The sequence below is a fragment of the Primorskyibacter flagellatus genome, from assembly GCF_048268605.1.
GTDB classification, from domain to species: domain Bacteria; phylum Pseudomonadota; class Alphaproteobacteria; order Rhodobacterales; family Rhodobacteraceae; genus Primorskyibacter; species Primorskyibacter flagellatus.
On the sequence record NZ_JBLWVF010000010.1, the window covers coordinates 102,333 to 117,788 of the forward strand.

General features: G+C 60.9%; 14 protein-coding genes and 1 pseudogene. 6 read left to right on the forward strand and 9 right to left on the reverse strand.

All coding sequences use genetic code 11. From position 1 onward, the window contains the following. Positions 1-302 precede the first annotated feature (302 nt). Together ACN0WV_RS12490 and ACN0WV_RS12495 are read left to right on the forward strand one after the other, a co-directional pair. Positions 303-731 (forward strand): MerR family transcriptional regulator, encoded by a 429-nt coding sequence (locus ACN0WV_RS12490; RefSeq protein ID WP_084353345.1) that lies wholly within the window; start codon positions 303-305, stop codon positions 729-731. Next, complete coding sequence (locus tag ACN0WV_RS12495) at positions 728-1,057, forward strand: YnfA family protein (RefSeq protein ID WP_417606226.1); 330 nt, start codon at positions 728-730, stop codon at positions 1,055-1,057. Before ACN0WV_RS12490 ends, ACN0WV_RS12495 begins: the two co-directional genes overlap by 4 nt. A gap of 241 nt (positions 1,058-1,298) precedes the next feature. Here the strand turns inward: ACN0WV_RS12495 and ACN0WV_RS12500 are convergent, their stop codons facing one another. From ACN0WV_RS12500 to coxB, 9 genes are all read right to left on the reverse strand, one after another. Further along, positions 1,299-1,883 carry a GNAT family N-acetyltransferase gene (locus ACN0WV_RS12500; protein WP_417606178.1) on the reverse strand — a complete coding sequence of 195 codons (585 nt, stop codon included), beginning with the start codon at positions 1,881-1,883 and terminating at the stop codon, positions 1,299-1,301. Then, positions 1,883-3,145, reverse strand: coding sequence for a M16 family metallopeptidase (locus ACN0WV_RS12505; protein ID WP_417606180.1), 1,263 nt, complete (start codon positions 3,143-3,145; stop codon positions 1,883-1,885). Before ACN0WV_RS12505 ends, ACN0WV_RS12500 begins: the two co-directional genes overlap by 1 nt. After that, positions 3,142-4,530 (reverse strand): threonine synthase, encoded by a 1,389-nt coding sequence (thrC, locus tag ACN0WV_RS12510; RefSeq protein ID WP_417606182.1) that lies wholly within the window; start codon positions 4,528-4,530, stop codon positions 3,142-3,144. The genes ACN0WV_RS12505 and thrC overlap by 4 nt, the downstream gene beginning before the upstream one ends. Next, on the reverse strand, positions 4,527-5,213 hold the full coding sequence (locus ACN0WV_RS12515; protein WP_417606183.1) for an SURF1 family protein: 687 nt from the start codon (positions 5,211-5,213) through the stop codon (positions 4,527-4,529). Before ACN0WV_RS12515 ends, thrC begins: the two co-directional genes overlap by 4 nt. Positions 5,214-5,312: 99 nt before the next feature. Next, entirely contained in the window at positions 5,313-6,113 is an 801-nt protein-coding gene (locus ACN0WV_RS12520; RefSeq protein WP_084353351.1) for a cytochrome c oxidase subunit 3, read from the reverse strand. A gap of 22 nt (positions 6,114-6,135) precedes the next feature. After that, a complete protein-coding gene (locus tag ACN0WV_RS12525; protein WP_084353352.1) occupies positions 6,136-6,720 on the reverse strand; it encodes a cytochrome c oxidase assembly protein in 585 nt (194 codons plus the stop codon). Further along, on the reverse strand, positions 6,720-6,881 hold the full coding sequence (locus ACN0WV_RS12530) for a hypothetical protein (protein ID WP_179141489.1): 162 nt from the start codon (positions 6,879-6,881) through the stop codon (positions 6,720-6,722). The genes ACN0WV_RS12525 and ACN0WV_RS12530 overlap by 1 nt, the downstream gene beginning before the upstream one ends. Beyond that, positions 6,878-7,819, reverse strand: coding sequence for a heme o synthase (gene cyoE, locus ACN0WV_RS12535; RefSeq protein WP_417606186.1), 942 nt, complete (start codon positions 7,817-7,819; stop codon positions 6,878-6,880). The genes ACN0WV_RS12530 and cyoE overlap by 4 nt, the downstream gene beginning before the upstream one ends. A gap of 80 nt (positions 7,820-7,899) precedes the next feature. Further along, positions 7,900-8,784, reverse strand: a complete 885-nt coding sequence (coxB, locus tag ACN0WV_RS12540) for a cytochrome c oxidase subunit II (RefSeq protein WP_417606188.1) — start codon at positions 8,782-8,784, stop codon at positions 7,900-7,902. A 179-nt stretch (positions 8,785-8,963) separates the two neighbouring features. Here coxB and tldD point away from each other — a divergent pair, with 179 nt between their 5' ends. From tldD to ACN0WV_RS12560, 4 genes and pseudogenes are all read left to right on the forward strand, one after another. After that, a complete protein-coding gene (gene tldD / locus ACN0WV_RS12545) occupies positions 8,964-10,385 on the forward strand; it encodes a metalloprotease TldD (protein WP_417606190.1) in 1,422 nt (473 codons plus the stop codon). Between the two features lie 224 nt (positions 10,386-10,609). Then, positions 10,610-11,805: pseudogene (gene dprA / locus ACN0WV_RS12550) on the forward strand (DNA-processing protein DprA). Positions 11,806-11,963: 158 nt separating this feature from the next. Then, positions 11,964-14,684 (forward strand): type I DNA topoisomerase, encoded by a 2,721-nt coding sequence (gene topA / locus ACN0WV_RS12555; RefSeq protein ID WP_417606192.1) that lies wholly within the window; start codon positions 11,964-11,966, stop codon positions 14,682-14,684. A 125-nt stretch (positions 14,685-14,809) separates the two neighbouring features. Further along, entirely contained in the window at positions 14,810-15,367 is a 558-nt protein-coding gene (locus ACN0WV_RS12560) for a L,D-transpeptidase (RefSeq protein ID WP_417606194.1), read from the forward strand. Positions 15,368-15,456 lie beyond the last annotated feature (89 nt).

The window sequence follows — 15,456 nt, forward strand, 5'->3', positions numbered from 1 at the left end:
CACCCGAAGATCAATTGGTGCCGCGCTGCTGCGCATCCATCGCCCCCTTCGACCGGGGAGAAGACGGCCAGTTCCGCTGCGCCTGGCGCGGCGATAGCGACGGCCGTACATAACCCTTTCTGAAGTCTGGTCATCTGCTCGGAATGCTTTGCAGTACCTCATTTTGACGCTTGCATAGAAGCTACAGCAGGTAGAGGTTCGGGCTCTTTTCTGATCGCAAACATGCAAATAGTCTGTTCGTGAAACCCTTGCCTGTCCGAGCGATGAAACCTACAGTGGCTGTAGCAATCAGGAGGCTTCCCATGTTGTCGATCGGCACACTTGCCAAGCGGACCGGCGCAAAAGTACAGACGATCCGTTACTACGAACAAATCGGCTTGATGCCGGAGCCGGGGCGGACCGAAGGCGGTCAGCGCCGGTACGGCAATGCGGGGCTTGATCGTCTCGCGTTCATCCGCCACTCCCGCGAACTGGGTTTTTCTCTTGAGGCAATCCGGGAGTTGCTGGACCTTTCGGACAGCCCTGAACGATCCTGCGCGCAGATCGACGCGGTCGCCCAGAGACAGCTTCACGAGGTCGAGGCCCGCATCACTCGGCTGAAGGCGCTTCGGATCGAGCTGCGACGGATGCTTGACGAATGCAGTGCTGATCGGGTTGCCGATTGCCGCATTCTCGAGGTGCTGCGCGATCATGAAGAGTGCCTGTCCAATCACGACGGGACTGGCATCTGACGTTGGCGGCGCTCATCTACCCGCTCGCTGCGCTGGCAGAAATCGCCGGTTGCTTCGCCATCTGGGCTTGGTGGCGGAGCGGTGCATCCGTGCTTTGGCTTCTTCCCGGCATTACGAGCCTCGCGCTGTTCGGCTGGTTGCTTGCGCAGGTCGAGGCCGGCTTCGCAGGGCGCGCCTTCGCGGCCTATGGCGGTGTCTATATCGCCGCCTCGCTCCTCTGGATGTGGGGTGCGGAAGGGCAACGGCCGGATTTCTGGGATTTTTCTGGCGCAGCCCTGTGCTTGATTGGGGCCAGCTTGATCCTCGTCGCCCCGCGCGCAGGGTAACAAAACCTTCAAAGATACCGAGTTTAAGTGCGGTGCAATCAAGGCTTCCGCGCTAGTCAAAACGGCGCTTATGGGCTCTCTGCGCCGATCAGGGATGACCGGTTTCATTCTGTAAGCGCCAGTGAACCGCCGATGAAAGCCTGCTGAACTTATATGTGACGAACGACCCGTCAGAGGGTAGGCGGTACCGCGGATACCAAAGAACCAGCACCTATTGGCAATTCCATCGGGAAGAAAGACGTCAGCCGGTTTCGGTGCGGCCGCGCCGATCCATGCGCAACGCGGAATAAAGAACATGTGTCCGCCAGCGTCCGTTGATCTGAAGATAGCTTTGCGCCACGCCTTCGTATTTGAAACCGCAGCCTTCCAGAACGGCCCGTGAGGCGAGGTTTTCCGGCAAGCAAGCGGCCTCTAACCGGCTGAGGTCCATCCGGGTGAAAGCATGATGCTCGATCGCCAGAAGCGCCTCTCGCATATATCCGTGCCGCGCGAAGGGTGCGCCGATCCAATAGCCCAGCGTGCCCGATTGCGACGGGCCACGACGGATATTGTCCAGCGTGATCGCACCCAGCAGCATGTCATCCTCGCGCCGGATCAGGAACATCGGCAGCGCCGTGCCGCCGGAAACGGATCGCGACGCCCAGTAGACGCGGTTTGTGAAGGCCTTGCGGCTGAGATGGTCATTGGCCCAGGTCGGCTCCCACGGCGTCAGGAAATCGGCGCTGTCATGGCGCAGGGATGTCCAGGCATTGAAATCCGAATGCTGCGGCGGGCGCAGGGTCAGTCTTTCGGTCTCTATCCTGACCTTGCGCCGGGACAGCAGCATCAGGCCACCCGGCGGGCCTGCAAGTCATCAATCGTCGGCGCGGTGCCGATCGGCCCGTAAAGCGCCAGCGCGGCGGGGGCGGAACTGGCGGTGGCGCCTGCAAAATCGCGGACATCCGGCAGGGTCACGGCCTCTATCCGCTCCACGGTTTCTTCCAGCGACGGGACGCGCCCCCAGATCTGGATCATCCGCGCATGACGTTCGGCGCGTGAGGACGGGCTTTCCAGCCCCATCAACATGCCGGCCTTCATCTGGGCGCGGGCACGCTCGACCTCTGCCTGCGACATATCATCGGCGGCGCGCTTGAGTTCGTCAATCGTCAGCCCGATCAATTCGCCCAGCTGTTCGCCGCTTGTGCCGGCATAGATCGTGGTCATGCCGGTATCGGCATAGGCACCGGTCTGGGCGAAGATCGTGTAGCACAGCCCGCGTTTTTCGCGGATTTCCTGAAACAGGCGCGAGGACATGCCGCCGCCAAGTGCCACAGACCAGATCTGCGCGGTATAGATGCTGTCATCGCGGTAGCCGGGCGATTCGAAAGCCAGTGCGAAATGCGCCTGTTCCAGATCCTTGTCGCGACGGAAATCACCGCCCGAGAACTGTGCAGGCAGCGCGATGGCTGCATTGCGCGGCTTGAGGTCGCCGAAAAGATCCTCAGCCATGGCAACGATGGCGTCATGGTCCACGGCACCGGCGGCGGACAGGATCATCTGGTCGGGGCCGTAATGTTCGTTCACAAAGCCCGCCAGATCATCCCGGCTGAACCCGCTGACGCGGTCAACCTCGCCCAGAATGGTGCGGCCCATCGGCTGATCGGGATAGGCCCGTTCCTGCAACCAGTCAAAGATCACATCGTCCGGCGTGTCATGCGACTGGCCGATTTCCTGCAAGATCACGCCGCGCTCGATCTCAATTTCCTTGGCGTCGAACACCGGGTTGAGCAGGATATCCGCAATGACATCCATCGCCAGTGGCACATCGGCCTTCAACACGCGGGCATAATAGGCCGTTACCTCGCGGCTGGTATAGGCGTTGATATAGCCGCCCACATCCTCGATTTCCTCGGCGATCTTCAGCGCGCTGCGTGTCTTGGTCCCCTTGAACGCCATATGTTCAAGGAAATGCGCGATACCGTTCTGTTCCGGTCGCTCATGCCGTCCGCCGGCGGTCACCCAGATGCCTATGGCCGCGGATTGCAGGCTGGGCATGTGTTCGGTGACGATACGGAAACCATTGGCAAGCGTGGTGGTTCTGACGGTCAATTGGCAAGTCTTTCGCGGATGAGGGTTTCGAGGGCACCAAGGTCGTTTTCAATCCGGGTGACCCGTTCGGGAAGGTCATACAGGTCCGCCATGCGTTCGGGAAGCCCCGGACGAATGCCGCTGGCCTTTTCGACCGCATCAGGGAATTTCGCGGGATGTGCGGTCGCCAATGTGATCATCGGCGTGGCCGGGTCGCGCTGCGCCTCGGCAACCTTGACGCCCACGGCAGAATGGGGGCAAAGCAGCTCGCCCATGGAGGCATGCGCGGATTTGATCGTGGCCAAGGTTTCTTCTTCGGACACGCGGCCGGAATCGAAGGTCTCGGCCAGTGCCTGAAGCGCGCCCTGGCTGACTTTGAAGCCGCCCGATTTCAGTTCGTCCATCAGTTGCGCCACGGCCTTGCCATCGCGCCCGTAGGCGTCAAACAACGCCCGTTCAAAGTTGGAGGACACCTGAATATCCATCGAGGGGCTGATCGAGGGGTGAACCTCGGAAGTGTGATAATCGCCGCTCGTCAGGCACCGGTGCAAAATGTCGTTCTGGTTGGTCGCGACCACCAGCCGGTCGATGGGCAGGCCCATGCGCTTGGCGATATAGCCCGCGAAGATGTCACCGAAATTGCCGGTGGGCACAGTGAAGCTGACCTTGCGATCCGGCGCGCCAAGGCTGACGGCGGAAGAGAAGTAATAGACGACCTGCGCCAGAACCCGCGCCCAGTTGATCGAGTTTACCCCGGCCAACCGAACCTCGTCCCGAAAGTCGAAATCGTTGAACATATCCTTGAGCCGCGCCTGACAATCGTCGAAATGTCCGTCCATCGCCAATGCATGCACATTCGCCTCTGACGGGGTGGTCATCTGGCGGCGTTGCACCTCGGACACGCGGCCATGCGGAAACAGGATGAAAACATCGACCGCATCCAAGCCACGGAACGCCTCGATCGCGGCCGATCCGGTATCGCCGGAAGTGGCTCCGACAATGGTCACACGCTCACCGCGCCGGGTCAGCGCCTCTTCGAACAGCTGCCCGATCAACTGCATGGCAAAGTCCTTGAAGGCCAGTGTCGGCCCGTGGAACAGCTCCAGCAGGAAATGATTGGGTGCCAGCTGTACCAGTGGCGCGCGCGCAGTATGGCCGAACCCGGCATAGGCCTTGGCGATCAGATCGGCGAAGGTCTCGTCGCTGAACGTGTCGCCCACGAACGGGCGCATGACACGAAAGGCGATTTCCTCGTAGGGCAGGCCGTTCAGGGCGCGGATGTCGGCAGCGCTCATTTGCGGAATGCTCTCGGGCACATATAGCCCGCCGTCACGGGCCAAGCCGCTCAGCATCGCCTCTTCAAATGTCAGAGCGGGGGCGCTGCCCCTGGTCGAGATATATTTCACGTTTTAGAGCCTTCCTTGCCTTTGCGCAGCCGCAGCACATAGGCGGCAGTCATGATCAGCCAGATCGCGGCCAGCGAAAACCACGTTATGGCATATTGCAAGTGATCGTTCGGAATCCCGCTGATGTCCACCGGCAGCGGCGTCACACCGGGCGCTTCGGGGGTTTCGCTGCGCGCGATTACCAGAAACGGCTCGGTGTCCAGTTGTTGTGCCATTGCGTCGATGTCCCGCGCGAACCAGATATTGCCCGGCACGTCATTGTCGGGCGTGGAACTGTTGCGGTCATCGGGCCAGTGCAGGTTGCCGATGATATGAGTCTCGCCGGAGCGGTGGGTCTGATTCTTATCCTCGACCGGAACAAAACCGCGATCCACCAGGATGGTGCGGCCCTCGTCGGTGGTGAAAGGTGCGATGATCCGGTACCCTGCGCCGACGCGTTTGACCGATACCAGCACATGCAATTCGCCCGCGCCGATGCTGCCGCGCAGATCGACCGGGCGGTACTTCTGCGCTTCGGGGTCGGGGGTGACGGGCAGGGGGATCGGATCGCCCGCGATTGTCGTCTCGATCCGGGACAGCACGCCACGCTTCCACTCCAGACGCTGGATCTGCCAGACGCCCAGCGACAGCAGGATCGCGGCACCGGCCGCAGCGAAAATCAGGGTCAGATAGAGGCGCTTCACTAAAGACGGGTCCGTTCCATGAAAAAAGGCGCGCCCGGATGGACGCGCCTTGGTTTATGCCGGTGCGGTGTCTGAATTCAACCGCAATCGGTGAGACGTTCAGCCGGCCCAGATGTAGACGACGGCGAAGAGGAACAGCCAGACCACGTCAACGAAGTGCCAGTACCAGGCCGCCATTTCGAAGCCGAGATGCTTTTCCGGGGTGAAATGCCCCTTCAGCAAGCGCATCAGACAGATGAACAGGAAGATGGTGCCGATCACCACATGTGCGCCGTGAAAACCCGTCGCCATGAAGAAGTTCGCGCCATAGATATTGCCCGAGAAGCCGAAGGCCGCGTGGCTGTACTCGTATGCCTGGAAGATTGTGAAGAGCACGCCCAGAACGATCGCAATGACGAGGCCCCATTTCATATCCTCGCGGTTGTTCTCATGCACTAGCGCGTGGTGGGCCCATGTCGCTGCCGCACCCGAACACAGCAGGATCAGCGTGTTGATCAACGGCAGGTGCCAAGGGTCGAATGTCTCGATCCCGGCGGGAGGCCAGATACCGTCCACGGCAGGGCTGAGCGGACCCATCGGGTACATGGCATGTTTGAAGATCGACCAGAACCAAGCGGCGAAGAACATCACTTCGGAGGTGATGAAGAAAATGAAACCGTAGCGCAGGCCGATGGCAACAACCGGTGTGTGGTCGCCAACGTGGCTTTCGACCACCACATCCGACCACCAGCCGAACATGACGTAAAGTGTGGCAACGACGCCAATCACAAAGACCCAAGGGCCATTGTCGTGGAACATCAGCACGGCCCCGAAGAGCATGACAAATCCCGCGACGGCACCCAGAAGGGGCCAGATCGAGGGGTTCAGGATGTGGTAGTCGTGGTTTTTGACATGGGCCATTGCGTTTCCCTCGTGGCTTGGCTCAGTTTACGTTTTTTTCGTTGGCGGGACCGTCTTCCAGCGCGGCCTGCGCCTGTTCGGGCAGGTCGATCTGGTGGAAGGTATAGGAAAGGGTGATGTGGTTGGTATGTTTCGCGTCGCGATCATCGACGATTTCGGGATCGACGTAGAAATTGACCGGCATCTCGACGCGTTCGCCGGGTTGCAGGACCTGCTCGGTGAAGCAGAAACACTCGATCTTGTAGAAGAAGTTACCAGCGGAATAGGGCGCGACGTTATAGCTGGCCTGACCGGCGATGGGCTTGTCGGTGGGGTTGTAGGCTTCATAGAAGGCCAGACCCTCTTCGCCGATGCGCAGCGTCATCGTGCGTTGCATCGGTTTGAATTCCCACGGCATGTCACGGTCGGTGCTGGCGTCAAACCGGATCTTGATCGTCTGATCCAGAATGTCGGCCCCTGCGGCAGTGGCGACATTGGTCACCCCGCCAAAGCCGGTTACGCGGCAGAACCAGTTATAAAAGGGCACAGATGCCCAAGCCAGCGCGCCCATCACGACGACGACGCCGACCAGCTGTACTGCGGTCTTGTTTTGTCGATTCATTGTCATCAGTTCTGCACTTCCGAACGAGGCGCTTCGTAGTCGCCGCGCGTCACCTTGACCACGGTCAGGCCGAAAACGATGGCGATCACCGCGACCAGCACCAGACCGACACCAAGGTTGCGGCCAAAGCGGCGTTTGTGGATTTCATGTTGTTGACCAAAGCTCATGCCCAACCTCCCAGGCCGAAGCGGGTCAACCCAGCCTCGACCAGAATGGCACCGAAATGCGCGAAAAGATACAGCAGGGACAGCTTGAAGAATTTCCGCTCGGCCGCAAAGTTGTCGGCCTCGCTCATATCTTCGTCGCGGCGCCAGATGTCCACCGCGCCCTTCAGGAAGAGCGCGTTCAGCACCACGGCCACGGCCAGATAAACCGGCCCGCCGACAGAGGTGAACCCGGTGCCGATGGCAAGCGCCGCCAGCAGAATCGTATAGCCCAGAATGTGGTTACGGGTCGCGCGGCGACCGTGGGTCACGGTCAGCATCGGCACGCCGGCATCGTCATAATCGGACCGCATGAACAGTGCCAGCGCCCAGAAATGCGGCGGGGTCCACATGAAGATTAGGGTGAACATCAGGATTGATTCGGGCGCAATGCCGCCGGTCGCGACGGCCCAGCCGATCATCGGAGGGAACGCACCGGCCGCGCCACCGATCACAATGTTCTGCGGGGTCCAGCGCTTCAGCCAGATGGAGTAGATCACGACGTAGAAGAAAATGGTGAAGGCCAGCAGGCCCGCCGCGACCCAGTTTGACGCGAGGCCAAGGAAGATGACGCCAAAGGCGGCCAAAGCAACGCCGATGGCCAGCGCCGTGTCGCCGCTGACGCGGCCGGCGGGGATCGGACGGTTGCGCGTACGTTTCATAACCGCGTCGATATCGGCATCCCACCACATGTTGAGCGCGCCAGACGCACCGCCGCCGATGGCGATGAACAGGATCGACACAAACCCGATGAACGGATGCACCGGAACGGGGGCGGCCAGCAGGCCGACAAATGCGGTGAACACCACCAGCGACATCACGCGCGGCTTCAGCAAGGCGAAATAATCACCAAACCGTGCTTCGTTCTCATAGGCGTGGTTGTCGATGCTCGTATCGGTCATCTCGGTCTCCGGTGCGGCGGGGGCTGGCCCGTCCGCGAAGCAGGGGCGGGACGGCGGAATATCCGCCGCCCGTGTCAGGCTTAGTTCGCGGCTGCCACGTCATAAGACAGAGGCTTGCCTGCATATTCTTCGATCGCGCCCTGAAGCCACTGTTCGTAGGCTTCTTCGCTGACGACCTTCACGGTGATCGGCATATAGGCGTGGTCCTTGCCGCAAAGCTCGGAACATTGGCCGAAATAGACGCCTTCCTTCTCGGCTGTGAACCACAGTTCGGCCAGACGGCCGGGAACGGCGTCCTGCTTTACCCCAAAGGCCGGGATGGTCCAGGAATGGATCACGTCGCCGCCGGTGACCTGCATGACGATGGTCTTGCCAACCGGTACGACCACCGCAGTATCCGTCGCGAGCAGGAATTCATCCGCGCCATAGCCTGCTTCTTCCAGCATCGCCACGACCTCGGGGGTTTTGACGTAATTGCCGCCGGTCGCGGGCTGGCCGATCATGTAGCTGTCAAAACCGAAATCGTGATCAACATATTCATAGCCCCAATACCACTGGTAGCCGGTCACCTTGATGGTGATGTCGCCTTCGGGAATTTCCTGCTGCTTGAACAGCACCGGCAGCGAGAACGCGCCGATGAAAACCAGAATGACGATTGGTACGACCGTCCAGGCGATCTCCAGCGGGGAGTTATGGGTAAACTTCGCCGGGGTCGGGTTGGATTTTTCGTTGTAGCGGAAAATGATGTAGAACAGCAGGCCGGTCACAAGGACCACGATGGCGGTGATGATAATCAGAATCATCCCGTCCAGCCAAAACAGGTCGCGGGCCAGTTCGGTCGCCGCAGGCTGAAAGCCCATTTGACCGGGCAACGGTTTGCCAATGATCTCTAGGCCGTCCTGCGCGGCAGCAGGCATTGCGTAAAAGGCCGCCATGAGGCCAGTCAGCGTGGATTTCAGTCGCATGTGTCACCCTGATCGGTTGCGTGTCTTAGTCGGTCAGGGCGATACCACGAACATCTGCCGTGGGGCACCCCATTGTGTTGTCGCTGCTTAAAACCATATTCTATGGGACAGATAAAGAAAGTTGCTTGCGGCAAACAGACGCTTTCGTTGATTTAGATCAAGTTTTCCCAGAGGTTTCCATGCCCGATACACCATTTCGCCCTTTTGATACACTGCTGGACGAGGGACGCTCGCTGGCGCAACTGCGTACAGCGCTTGACGGCGCCGAGGACGGAGAGCTGTTTCTGGAGCGTCGCAGGTCCGAAATGTTGATGTTCGACGATGGCCGGGTCAAAACCGCCAGCTATGACGCGTCCGAGGGCTTTGGCCTGCGCGCGGTGCGTGGCGAAGTGGCCGGCTACGCCCATTCGACAGAGATTTCCGAATCCGCCATTGCGCGGGCCTCGGAAACTGCTCGGCTGGCTGTGGGCGACGGCGGTGGCACCCTGGCCGAACCGCCCCGGCACACCAACCGCAGATTGTACACGGATGCCGATCCAATTGCGGGCGCGTCGTTTCCCGTGAAGCTTGACACGTTGCGCGAGATTGATGCCTTCGCCCGTGAACTTGATCCGCGTGTTGTGCAGGTCACAGCGTCGATCGCGGCATCCTTGCAGGAGATCACCATTCTGCGCCCCGATGGCGTGACGGTATCTGACACGCGTCCGATGACCCGTGTGAACGTGTCCGTGATTGTCGAGGATGCCGGTCGGCGCGAGGCCGGCACCGCGGGCGGTGGTGGGCGGCTTGGTCTGGACGGATTGCTGGATCCGGCGGACTGGCAGGCCAAAACCCGCGAGGCCCTGCGAATTGCCACCGTCAACCTTTCGGCAGAGCCTGCGCCCGCTGGCGTCATGGACATTGTTCTGGGGCCGGGATGGCCGGGTATTTTGCTGCACGAAGCCATCGGGCATGGGCTTGAGGGCGATTTCAACCGCAAGGGCAGTTCGGCCTTCGCCGGGCTGATGGGCCAACTGATTGCCTCGCCGGGGGTGACAGTGCTGGATGACGGCACGATTCCCGACCGGCGCGGGTCCATTACGGTTGACGATGAAGGCACGCCGTCCGCCAAGAATGTGCTGATCGAGGACGGTATCCTCGTGGGCTATATGCAGGATCGCCAGAATGCGCGCCTCATGGGCGTGGAGCCGACCGGCAACGGTCGCCGTGAAAGCTATGCCCATGCGCCGATGCCGCGGATGACCAACACATATATGCTGGGGGGCGAGGCTGATCCTTCGGCCATCGTCGGCGATCTGAAAGACGGGATCTGGGCCGTGGGCTTTGGCGGTGGGCAGGTGGACATCACCAACGGCAAGTTTGTCTTCTCCTGCACCGAGGCCTACCGCGTGAAGAACGGCAAGGTCGGTGCCCCGGTCAAGGGAGCCACGCTGATCGGCGACGGGGCCACGGCACTGATGAACATTCGGGCACTTGGCAACGACATGGCCCTGGATCCGGGCATGGGCAATTGCGGCAAGGCCGGACAGTGGGTGCCGGTGGGTGTGGGTCAGCCGACGGTGATGATCGGTGGACTGACAGTCGGTGGCGCTGCGGCCTGAGGCGATCTGAACGATCAAGGCGTGTCGATTCGCGGTGCCCGGTCGGAGACAGTGCGACCGCAGGCTGACGCAGGTGTCTGCTCATCACCTTGGGTCAATAGACTATCTTTTATTTTCAGTTGGTTGCATTTAGATTTTAAGATTGAGGGCTGAGACGACCAACCGTTCACGGCCCATTAACCACCCGTGCGTACCAATTGGATCAGCAAGACGACGGGGACATGATGACCAAGGACGCACCTTCCACTCACCCCCCACTCCCACCCACCACGGAAGCCGAAAGGCTGTCGTGTCTCCGTCTCTTGCGATCACGCCGGGTTGGCGCGACCACATTCCACCGGCTGATGCGGGAACATGGTTCCGCCGCAGCAGCACTGGATGCCCTGCCGTCAATCGCCGCCGCTGCCGGTGTTGAGAATTACACAATTTGCCCCGAAGGCGTGGCCTTGGCCGAATACCGCGCGGGCAGGGCGGCCGGTGCGCAGCTGCTGTGCTGGGGCGATGCGGCCTATCCCGAAGAAATCTCCGATCTGTCTGACGCGCCGCCGCATTTTTGTGGGCGATGGGCGATCCGGCATTGCTGGCGCGTCCGATGGTGGCGCTTGTCGGCGCGCGCAATGCCTCGTCCCTGGGAACACGCATGGCGCGAAAGCTGGCCGGCGATCTGTCCGATCTTGGCTATGTCGTGGTGTCCGGCCTGGCGCGGGGCGTGGATACTGCGGCGCATCTGGCCAGCCTTCAGGGTGGCACCGTCGCGGTTCAGGCCGGGGGCGTGGATGTCATGTATCCCGCTGAAAACACTCGTCTGGCCGAAGATATCTTGGCCAATGGCGGGCTGCGCCTGTCCGAAATGCCGATGGGACTGCAACCGCAGGCGCGGCATTTCCCGGCGCGCAATCGCATCATCTCCGGGCTCGTTCGCGCGGTTGTTGTGGTCGAGGCCGCGGCCCGGTCCGGATCTCTTATCACCGCGCGGTGCGCGCTGGATCAGGGGCGAGAGGTGCTGGCAGTGCCGGGCCATCCTTTCGATGCGCGTGCAGGCGGGTGCAACATGCTGATCCGCGACGGTGCGACGCTGGTGCGCTCTGCCGAGGATATCGTCGAGGCGCTGCCGCAGATTGACGCAGCGCCGCAGCAGGCTGAACTTGACTTGCAGCCTGCCGCCCCGGCGTCAATGCCGAAAGCGCCCCGTCCACGGCGAGTGCCGCCAGTCGACAAGCCAAAGCCCAAACGCAGCCTGAAGCAAATCGAGGCGCTGCACCAGTTGATCCTTGACCGTCTGGGGCCGTCCCCGGTGGCGGAAGACCAACTGATCCGTGACCTTGGCGCGCCTGCCCAGTCGGTGGCGCCGGTGCTGATAGATCTGGAGCTTGACGGAAAGGTCCGGCGTCAGCCCGGCGGATTGCTGTCGCGGGGGTGAGCCGTGACGCAATGTCGGCGGGATGACGCCATTGCAGGGGCTGTTTCGGGCGCTCGGCGAAGCGATGCGCGGACCGACGCATTGACTTTTTCTTCTTGCAGGACACATGTTGCGCCGCCATACGCCCCAAGTAACCAATCAGTGAGGTTGTCCGTAACATGCCCGTCGTCGTCGTCGAATCCCCGGCCAAGGCCAAGACAATCAACAAGTATCTGGGGTCCGACTACACGGTTCTTGCCTCTTACGGCCACGTCCGGGACTTGCCTGCGAAGAACGGTTCGGTCGATACCGACCATGATTTCGAGATGAAATGGGAGGTCGGCGCCGACAGCCGCAAGCATGTCAAGGCAATCGCCGATGCGCTGGCCAAGGATAACGCCCTGATCCTCGCAACCGACCCTGACCGCGAAGGCGAGGCGATCAGCTGGCATCTTGAAGAGACGCTGCGCAAACGCCGTGCGGTCAAGAAGGACACACCTGTCAGCCGGGTCGTGTTCAACGCCATCACCAAGGCTGCCGTGACAGAGGCGATGAAAAACCCCCGTCAGGTCGACGCGCCACTGGTTGAGGCTTATCTTGCCCGCCGCGCGCTGGATTATCTGGTTGGCTTCAACCTGTCGCCGGTGTTGTGGCGCAAGCTGCCTGGTGCGCGCTCTGCCGGGCGGGTGCAATCGGTCTGCCTGCGGCTTATTGTCGAGCGCGAGATGGAGATCGAGGCGTTCCGCCCGCGCGAATACTGGTCCGTCAAGGCGCTGCTGACCACGCCGCGCGGGCAGGAATACGAGGCAAGGCTGACGACGCTCGCGGGCAAGAAGCTTGACCGTTATGACATCGAGAACGAAACGCAGGCCGAACTGGCCGTGCAGGCCGTCACCAGCCGCGACCTGTCTGTGGCCTCGGTTGAGGCCAAGCCGGCCAGCCGCAACCCTTCGGCCCCGTTCATGACCTCGACCCTCCAGCAGGAAGCCAGCCGCAAGTTCGGCATGGGCGCGCGGCAATGCATGAATGCGGCGCAGCGCCTCTATGAGGCTGGACACATCACCTATATGCGGACCGACGGTATTGATATGGCTCCGGAGGCCGTGACCGAAGCGCGTGACGCCATCAAGGATCGTTACGGCGCGGAATATGTGCCCTCCAGCCCGCGGGTCTATAAAAACAAGGCCAAGAACGCACAGGAAGCGCATGAATGTATTCGCCCGACCGAGATGACCAAGGACGCGGCGGCGCTGAAATTGACCGAATCCGATCAGCGCAAACTGTATGATCTGATCTGGAAGCGCACGCTGGCCTGCCAGATGGAAAGCGCCCGGATGGAACGCACGACCGTGGTCGTCGCCAGCAAGGACGGACAAGTTGAACTGCGTGCCACGGGGCAAGTGGTCCTGTTTGACGGTTTTCTGCGCGTTTATGAGGAAGGCCGCGACGATGTGGCCGCAGATGACGATGACAAACGTCTGCCGCAGGTCCATCAGGGCGAGCCCGCCAAATTCGGCAAAGGCGACGCGCTTCGGACCCAATATGACAAGGGCGACGACAGTGTGGTGGACCGCTCTGCCGGGATGCTCAAGAACGGTGCCGCCGTGCTGGCCGAAAATCAGGCCGTTCTGGCGCTGCAATCGCATACCCAGCCGCCGCCGCGCTATACCGAGGCGACACTGGTCAAGAAGATGGAAGAGCTGGGCATCGGGCGCCCCTCGACCTATGCCAGCATCGTCACGACGATCCAGGAACGCGAATATGTTCGCAAGGAACAGAACCGCCTGATCCCCGAAGACAAGGGCCGGATCGTCACGATTTTCCTGCTGAATTTTTTCAAACGCTATGTGGAATACGACTTCACCGCTGCGCTTGAGGGCGAACTGGATGACGTGAGCGCAGGCGAAAAGGACTACAAGGAGCTGCTGGCGCGATTCTGGCGCGATTTCTCGGCGGCAATTTCCGAGACGTCAGATTTGCGCATCGCCGAGGTGTTGGACGTGTTGGACGACGCATTGGCGCCTCAACTATATCCGCCGCGCGAGGATGGAACCGATCCGCGTATCTGTCCCAAATGCGGGCAGGGGCAGTTGCACCTTAAATCGTCGCGTACCGGTGGCTTTGTCGGGTGTGGCAACTATCCCGAATGCACCTATACCCGTCCGATTTCAGGCGAGGGCGCTGATGGCGAAGAAAAGCTGTTGGGCGAGGATGCGGGCGACGAGATCTGGCTGAAATCCGGCCGCTACGGTCCCTATGTTCAGCGCGGAGAAGTCACGCCGGAGACCAAGAAACCCAAGCGGTCTTCGCTGCCGCGCGGTTGGAACAAGGACGAGATGACGCTTGAAAAGGCGGTGACTTTGCTGTCATTGCCACGCCCCATTGGCATGCATCCCGATGGCGGTGAGATCAGGACGAATTTCGGCCGTTTCGGTCCTTATATTCAGCATCAGCTGCCCGATGAAGCAAAGCCGGTTTACGCAAATCTCAAGGATCCGGCGGATGTGTTCGAGATCGGCATGAACCGTGCGGTCGAATTGCTGGCCGAAAAGCGCGCGAATCCGGGACGGCGGGGCACAGCCGCCAAGGCATTGCGCGAAATGGGTGATCATCCGGATGGCGGGAAAATCTCTGTCATGGAGGGACGTTATGGCCCTTATGTGAAGTGGGAGAAGGTCAATGCGACCCTTCCCAAAGGGACAGAGCCAGAGCAGCTGACGATGGAAATCGCGCTGGAACTGATCGCTGCAAAGGCGAAGGGCAAGAAGAAGCCTGCCGCCAAGAAGGCCGCCGCCAAAAAGCCTGCCGCCAAGAAAACGACCACCAAGACAGCCGCTGCAAAGAAACCCGCGGCGAAGAAGCCCGCAGCCAAGAAGCCTGCGGCGAAGACGGACGACTGAGGGTCGCAAATGCCCCTGTTTCGGCGGGGGCACGCAACATAACACATTTCAAGAATATGTTACTGGCCAAATGCCGGGACTGGCCTCAGAAGAGGCTGGAAACGAGCAAAGAATGAGGCCAGAAAATGTCACGAAGCCCGATAAACCGCCGAACCCTGATGATCAGCGCCGCCGCAAGCCTGTGTATGCCCGCCGTGCTGCGCGCAGCACCGGACGTGGCAAGATCCAACATCTCCGGTTTTACGGGGCAGGATTGGCGCGAGCATTTTGAAACCCTTGGCAAGGGGGCCATCGTTTGCGACACCGGGTCGCGGGCGCTGCATTACTGGAATGCCGATGGCAGCGATTACCGTGTCTATCCGACCTCCGTGCCCAAGACCGACGAGTTGACCAAGCGCGGCTACACGGAAATCGTGCGCAAGAAGGTTGGTCCTTCCTGGACGCCGACAGCCTCGCAGATGGAACGTTTCCCGGATTGGAAACCGGTGGCTGGCGGTGCGCCAGACAACCCTCTTGGCACACATGCCTTGTATTTCGACTGGCCAGCATATCTGATCCACGGCACGCAAGACACGCGCAAGATCGGTCGGCGGTCCTCCGATGGGTGTATCGGTCTTTACAACGCCAAGGTCGAAGAGCTTTTTGCGATCACGCCGATTGGCACACAGGTCCGCTTGATCTGACCCAGAACCGGCCGAAAACTCCGACGTCGTGGTGCGGCTCGCGTTGACTCTCTGCGGGTTGCGGGCGACAACTCACGCGATCAGTCAAG

Excerpts from the sequence above, each read along its gene's own strand:
- ACN0WV_RS12520 (WP_084353351.1), bottom strand. The coding sequence starts at position 6,113 with ATGGCCCATGTCAAAAACCACGACTACCACATCCTGAACCCCTCGATC.
- tldD (WP_417606190.1), top strand. The coding sequence starts at position 8,964 with ATGCCCGATACACCATTTCGCCCTTTTGATACACTGCTGGACGAGGGA.
- coxB (WP_417606188.1), bottom strand. The coding sequence starts at position 8,784 with ATGCGACTGAAATCCACGCTGACTGGCCTCATGGCGGCCTTTTACGCA.
- ACN0WV_RS12525 (WP_084353352.1), bottom strand. The coding sequence starts at position 6,720 with ATGACAATGAATCGACAAAACAAGACCGCAGTACAGCTGGTCGGCGTC.
- ACN0WV_RS12530 (WP_179141489.1), bottom strand. The coding sequence starts at position 6,881 with ATGAGCTTTGGTCAACAACATGAAATCCACAAACGCCGCTTTGGCCGC.
- topA (WP_417606192.1), top strand. The coding sequence starts at position 11,964 with ATGCCCGTCGTCGTCGTCGAATCCCCGGCCAAGGCCAAGACAATCAAC.
- ACN0WV_RS12560 (WP_417606194.1), top strand. The coding sequence starts at position 14,810 with ATGTCACGAAGCCCGATAAACCGCCGAACCCTGATGATCAGCGCCGCC.
- ACN0WV_RS12500 (WP_417606178.1), bottom strand. The coding sequence starts at position 1,883 with ATGCTGCTGTCCCGGCGCAAGGTCAGGATAGAGACCGAAAGACTGACC.
- cyoE (WP_417606186.1), bottom strand. The coding sequence starts at position 7,819 with ATGACCGATACGAGCATCGACAACCACGCCTATGAGAACGAAGCACGG.
- ACN0WV_RS12490 (WP_084353345.1), top strand. The coding sequence starts at position 303 with ATGTTGTCGATCGGCACACTTGCCAAGCGGACCGGCGCAAAAGTACAG.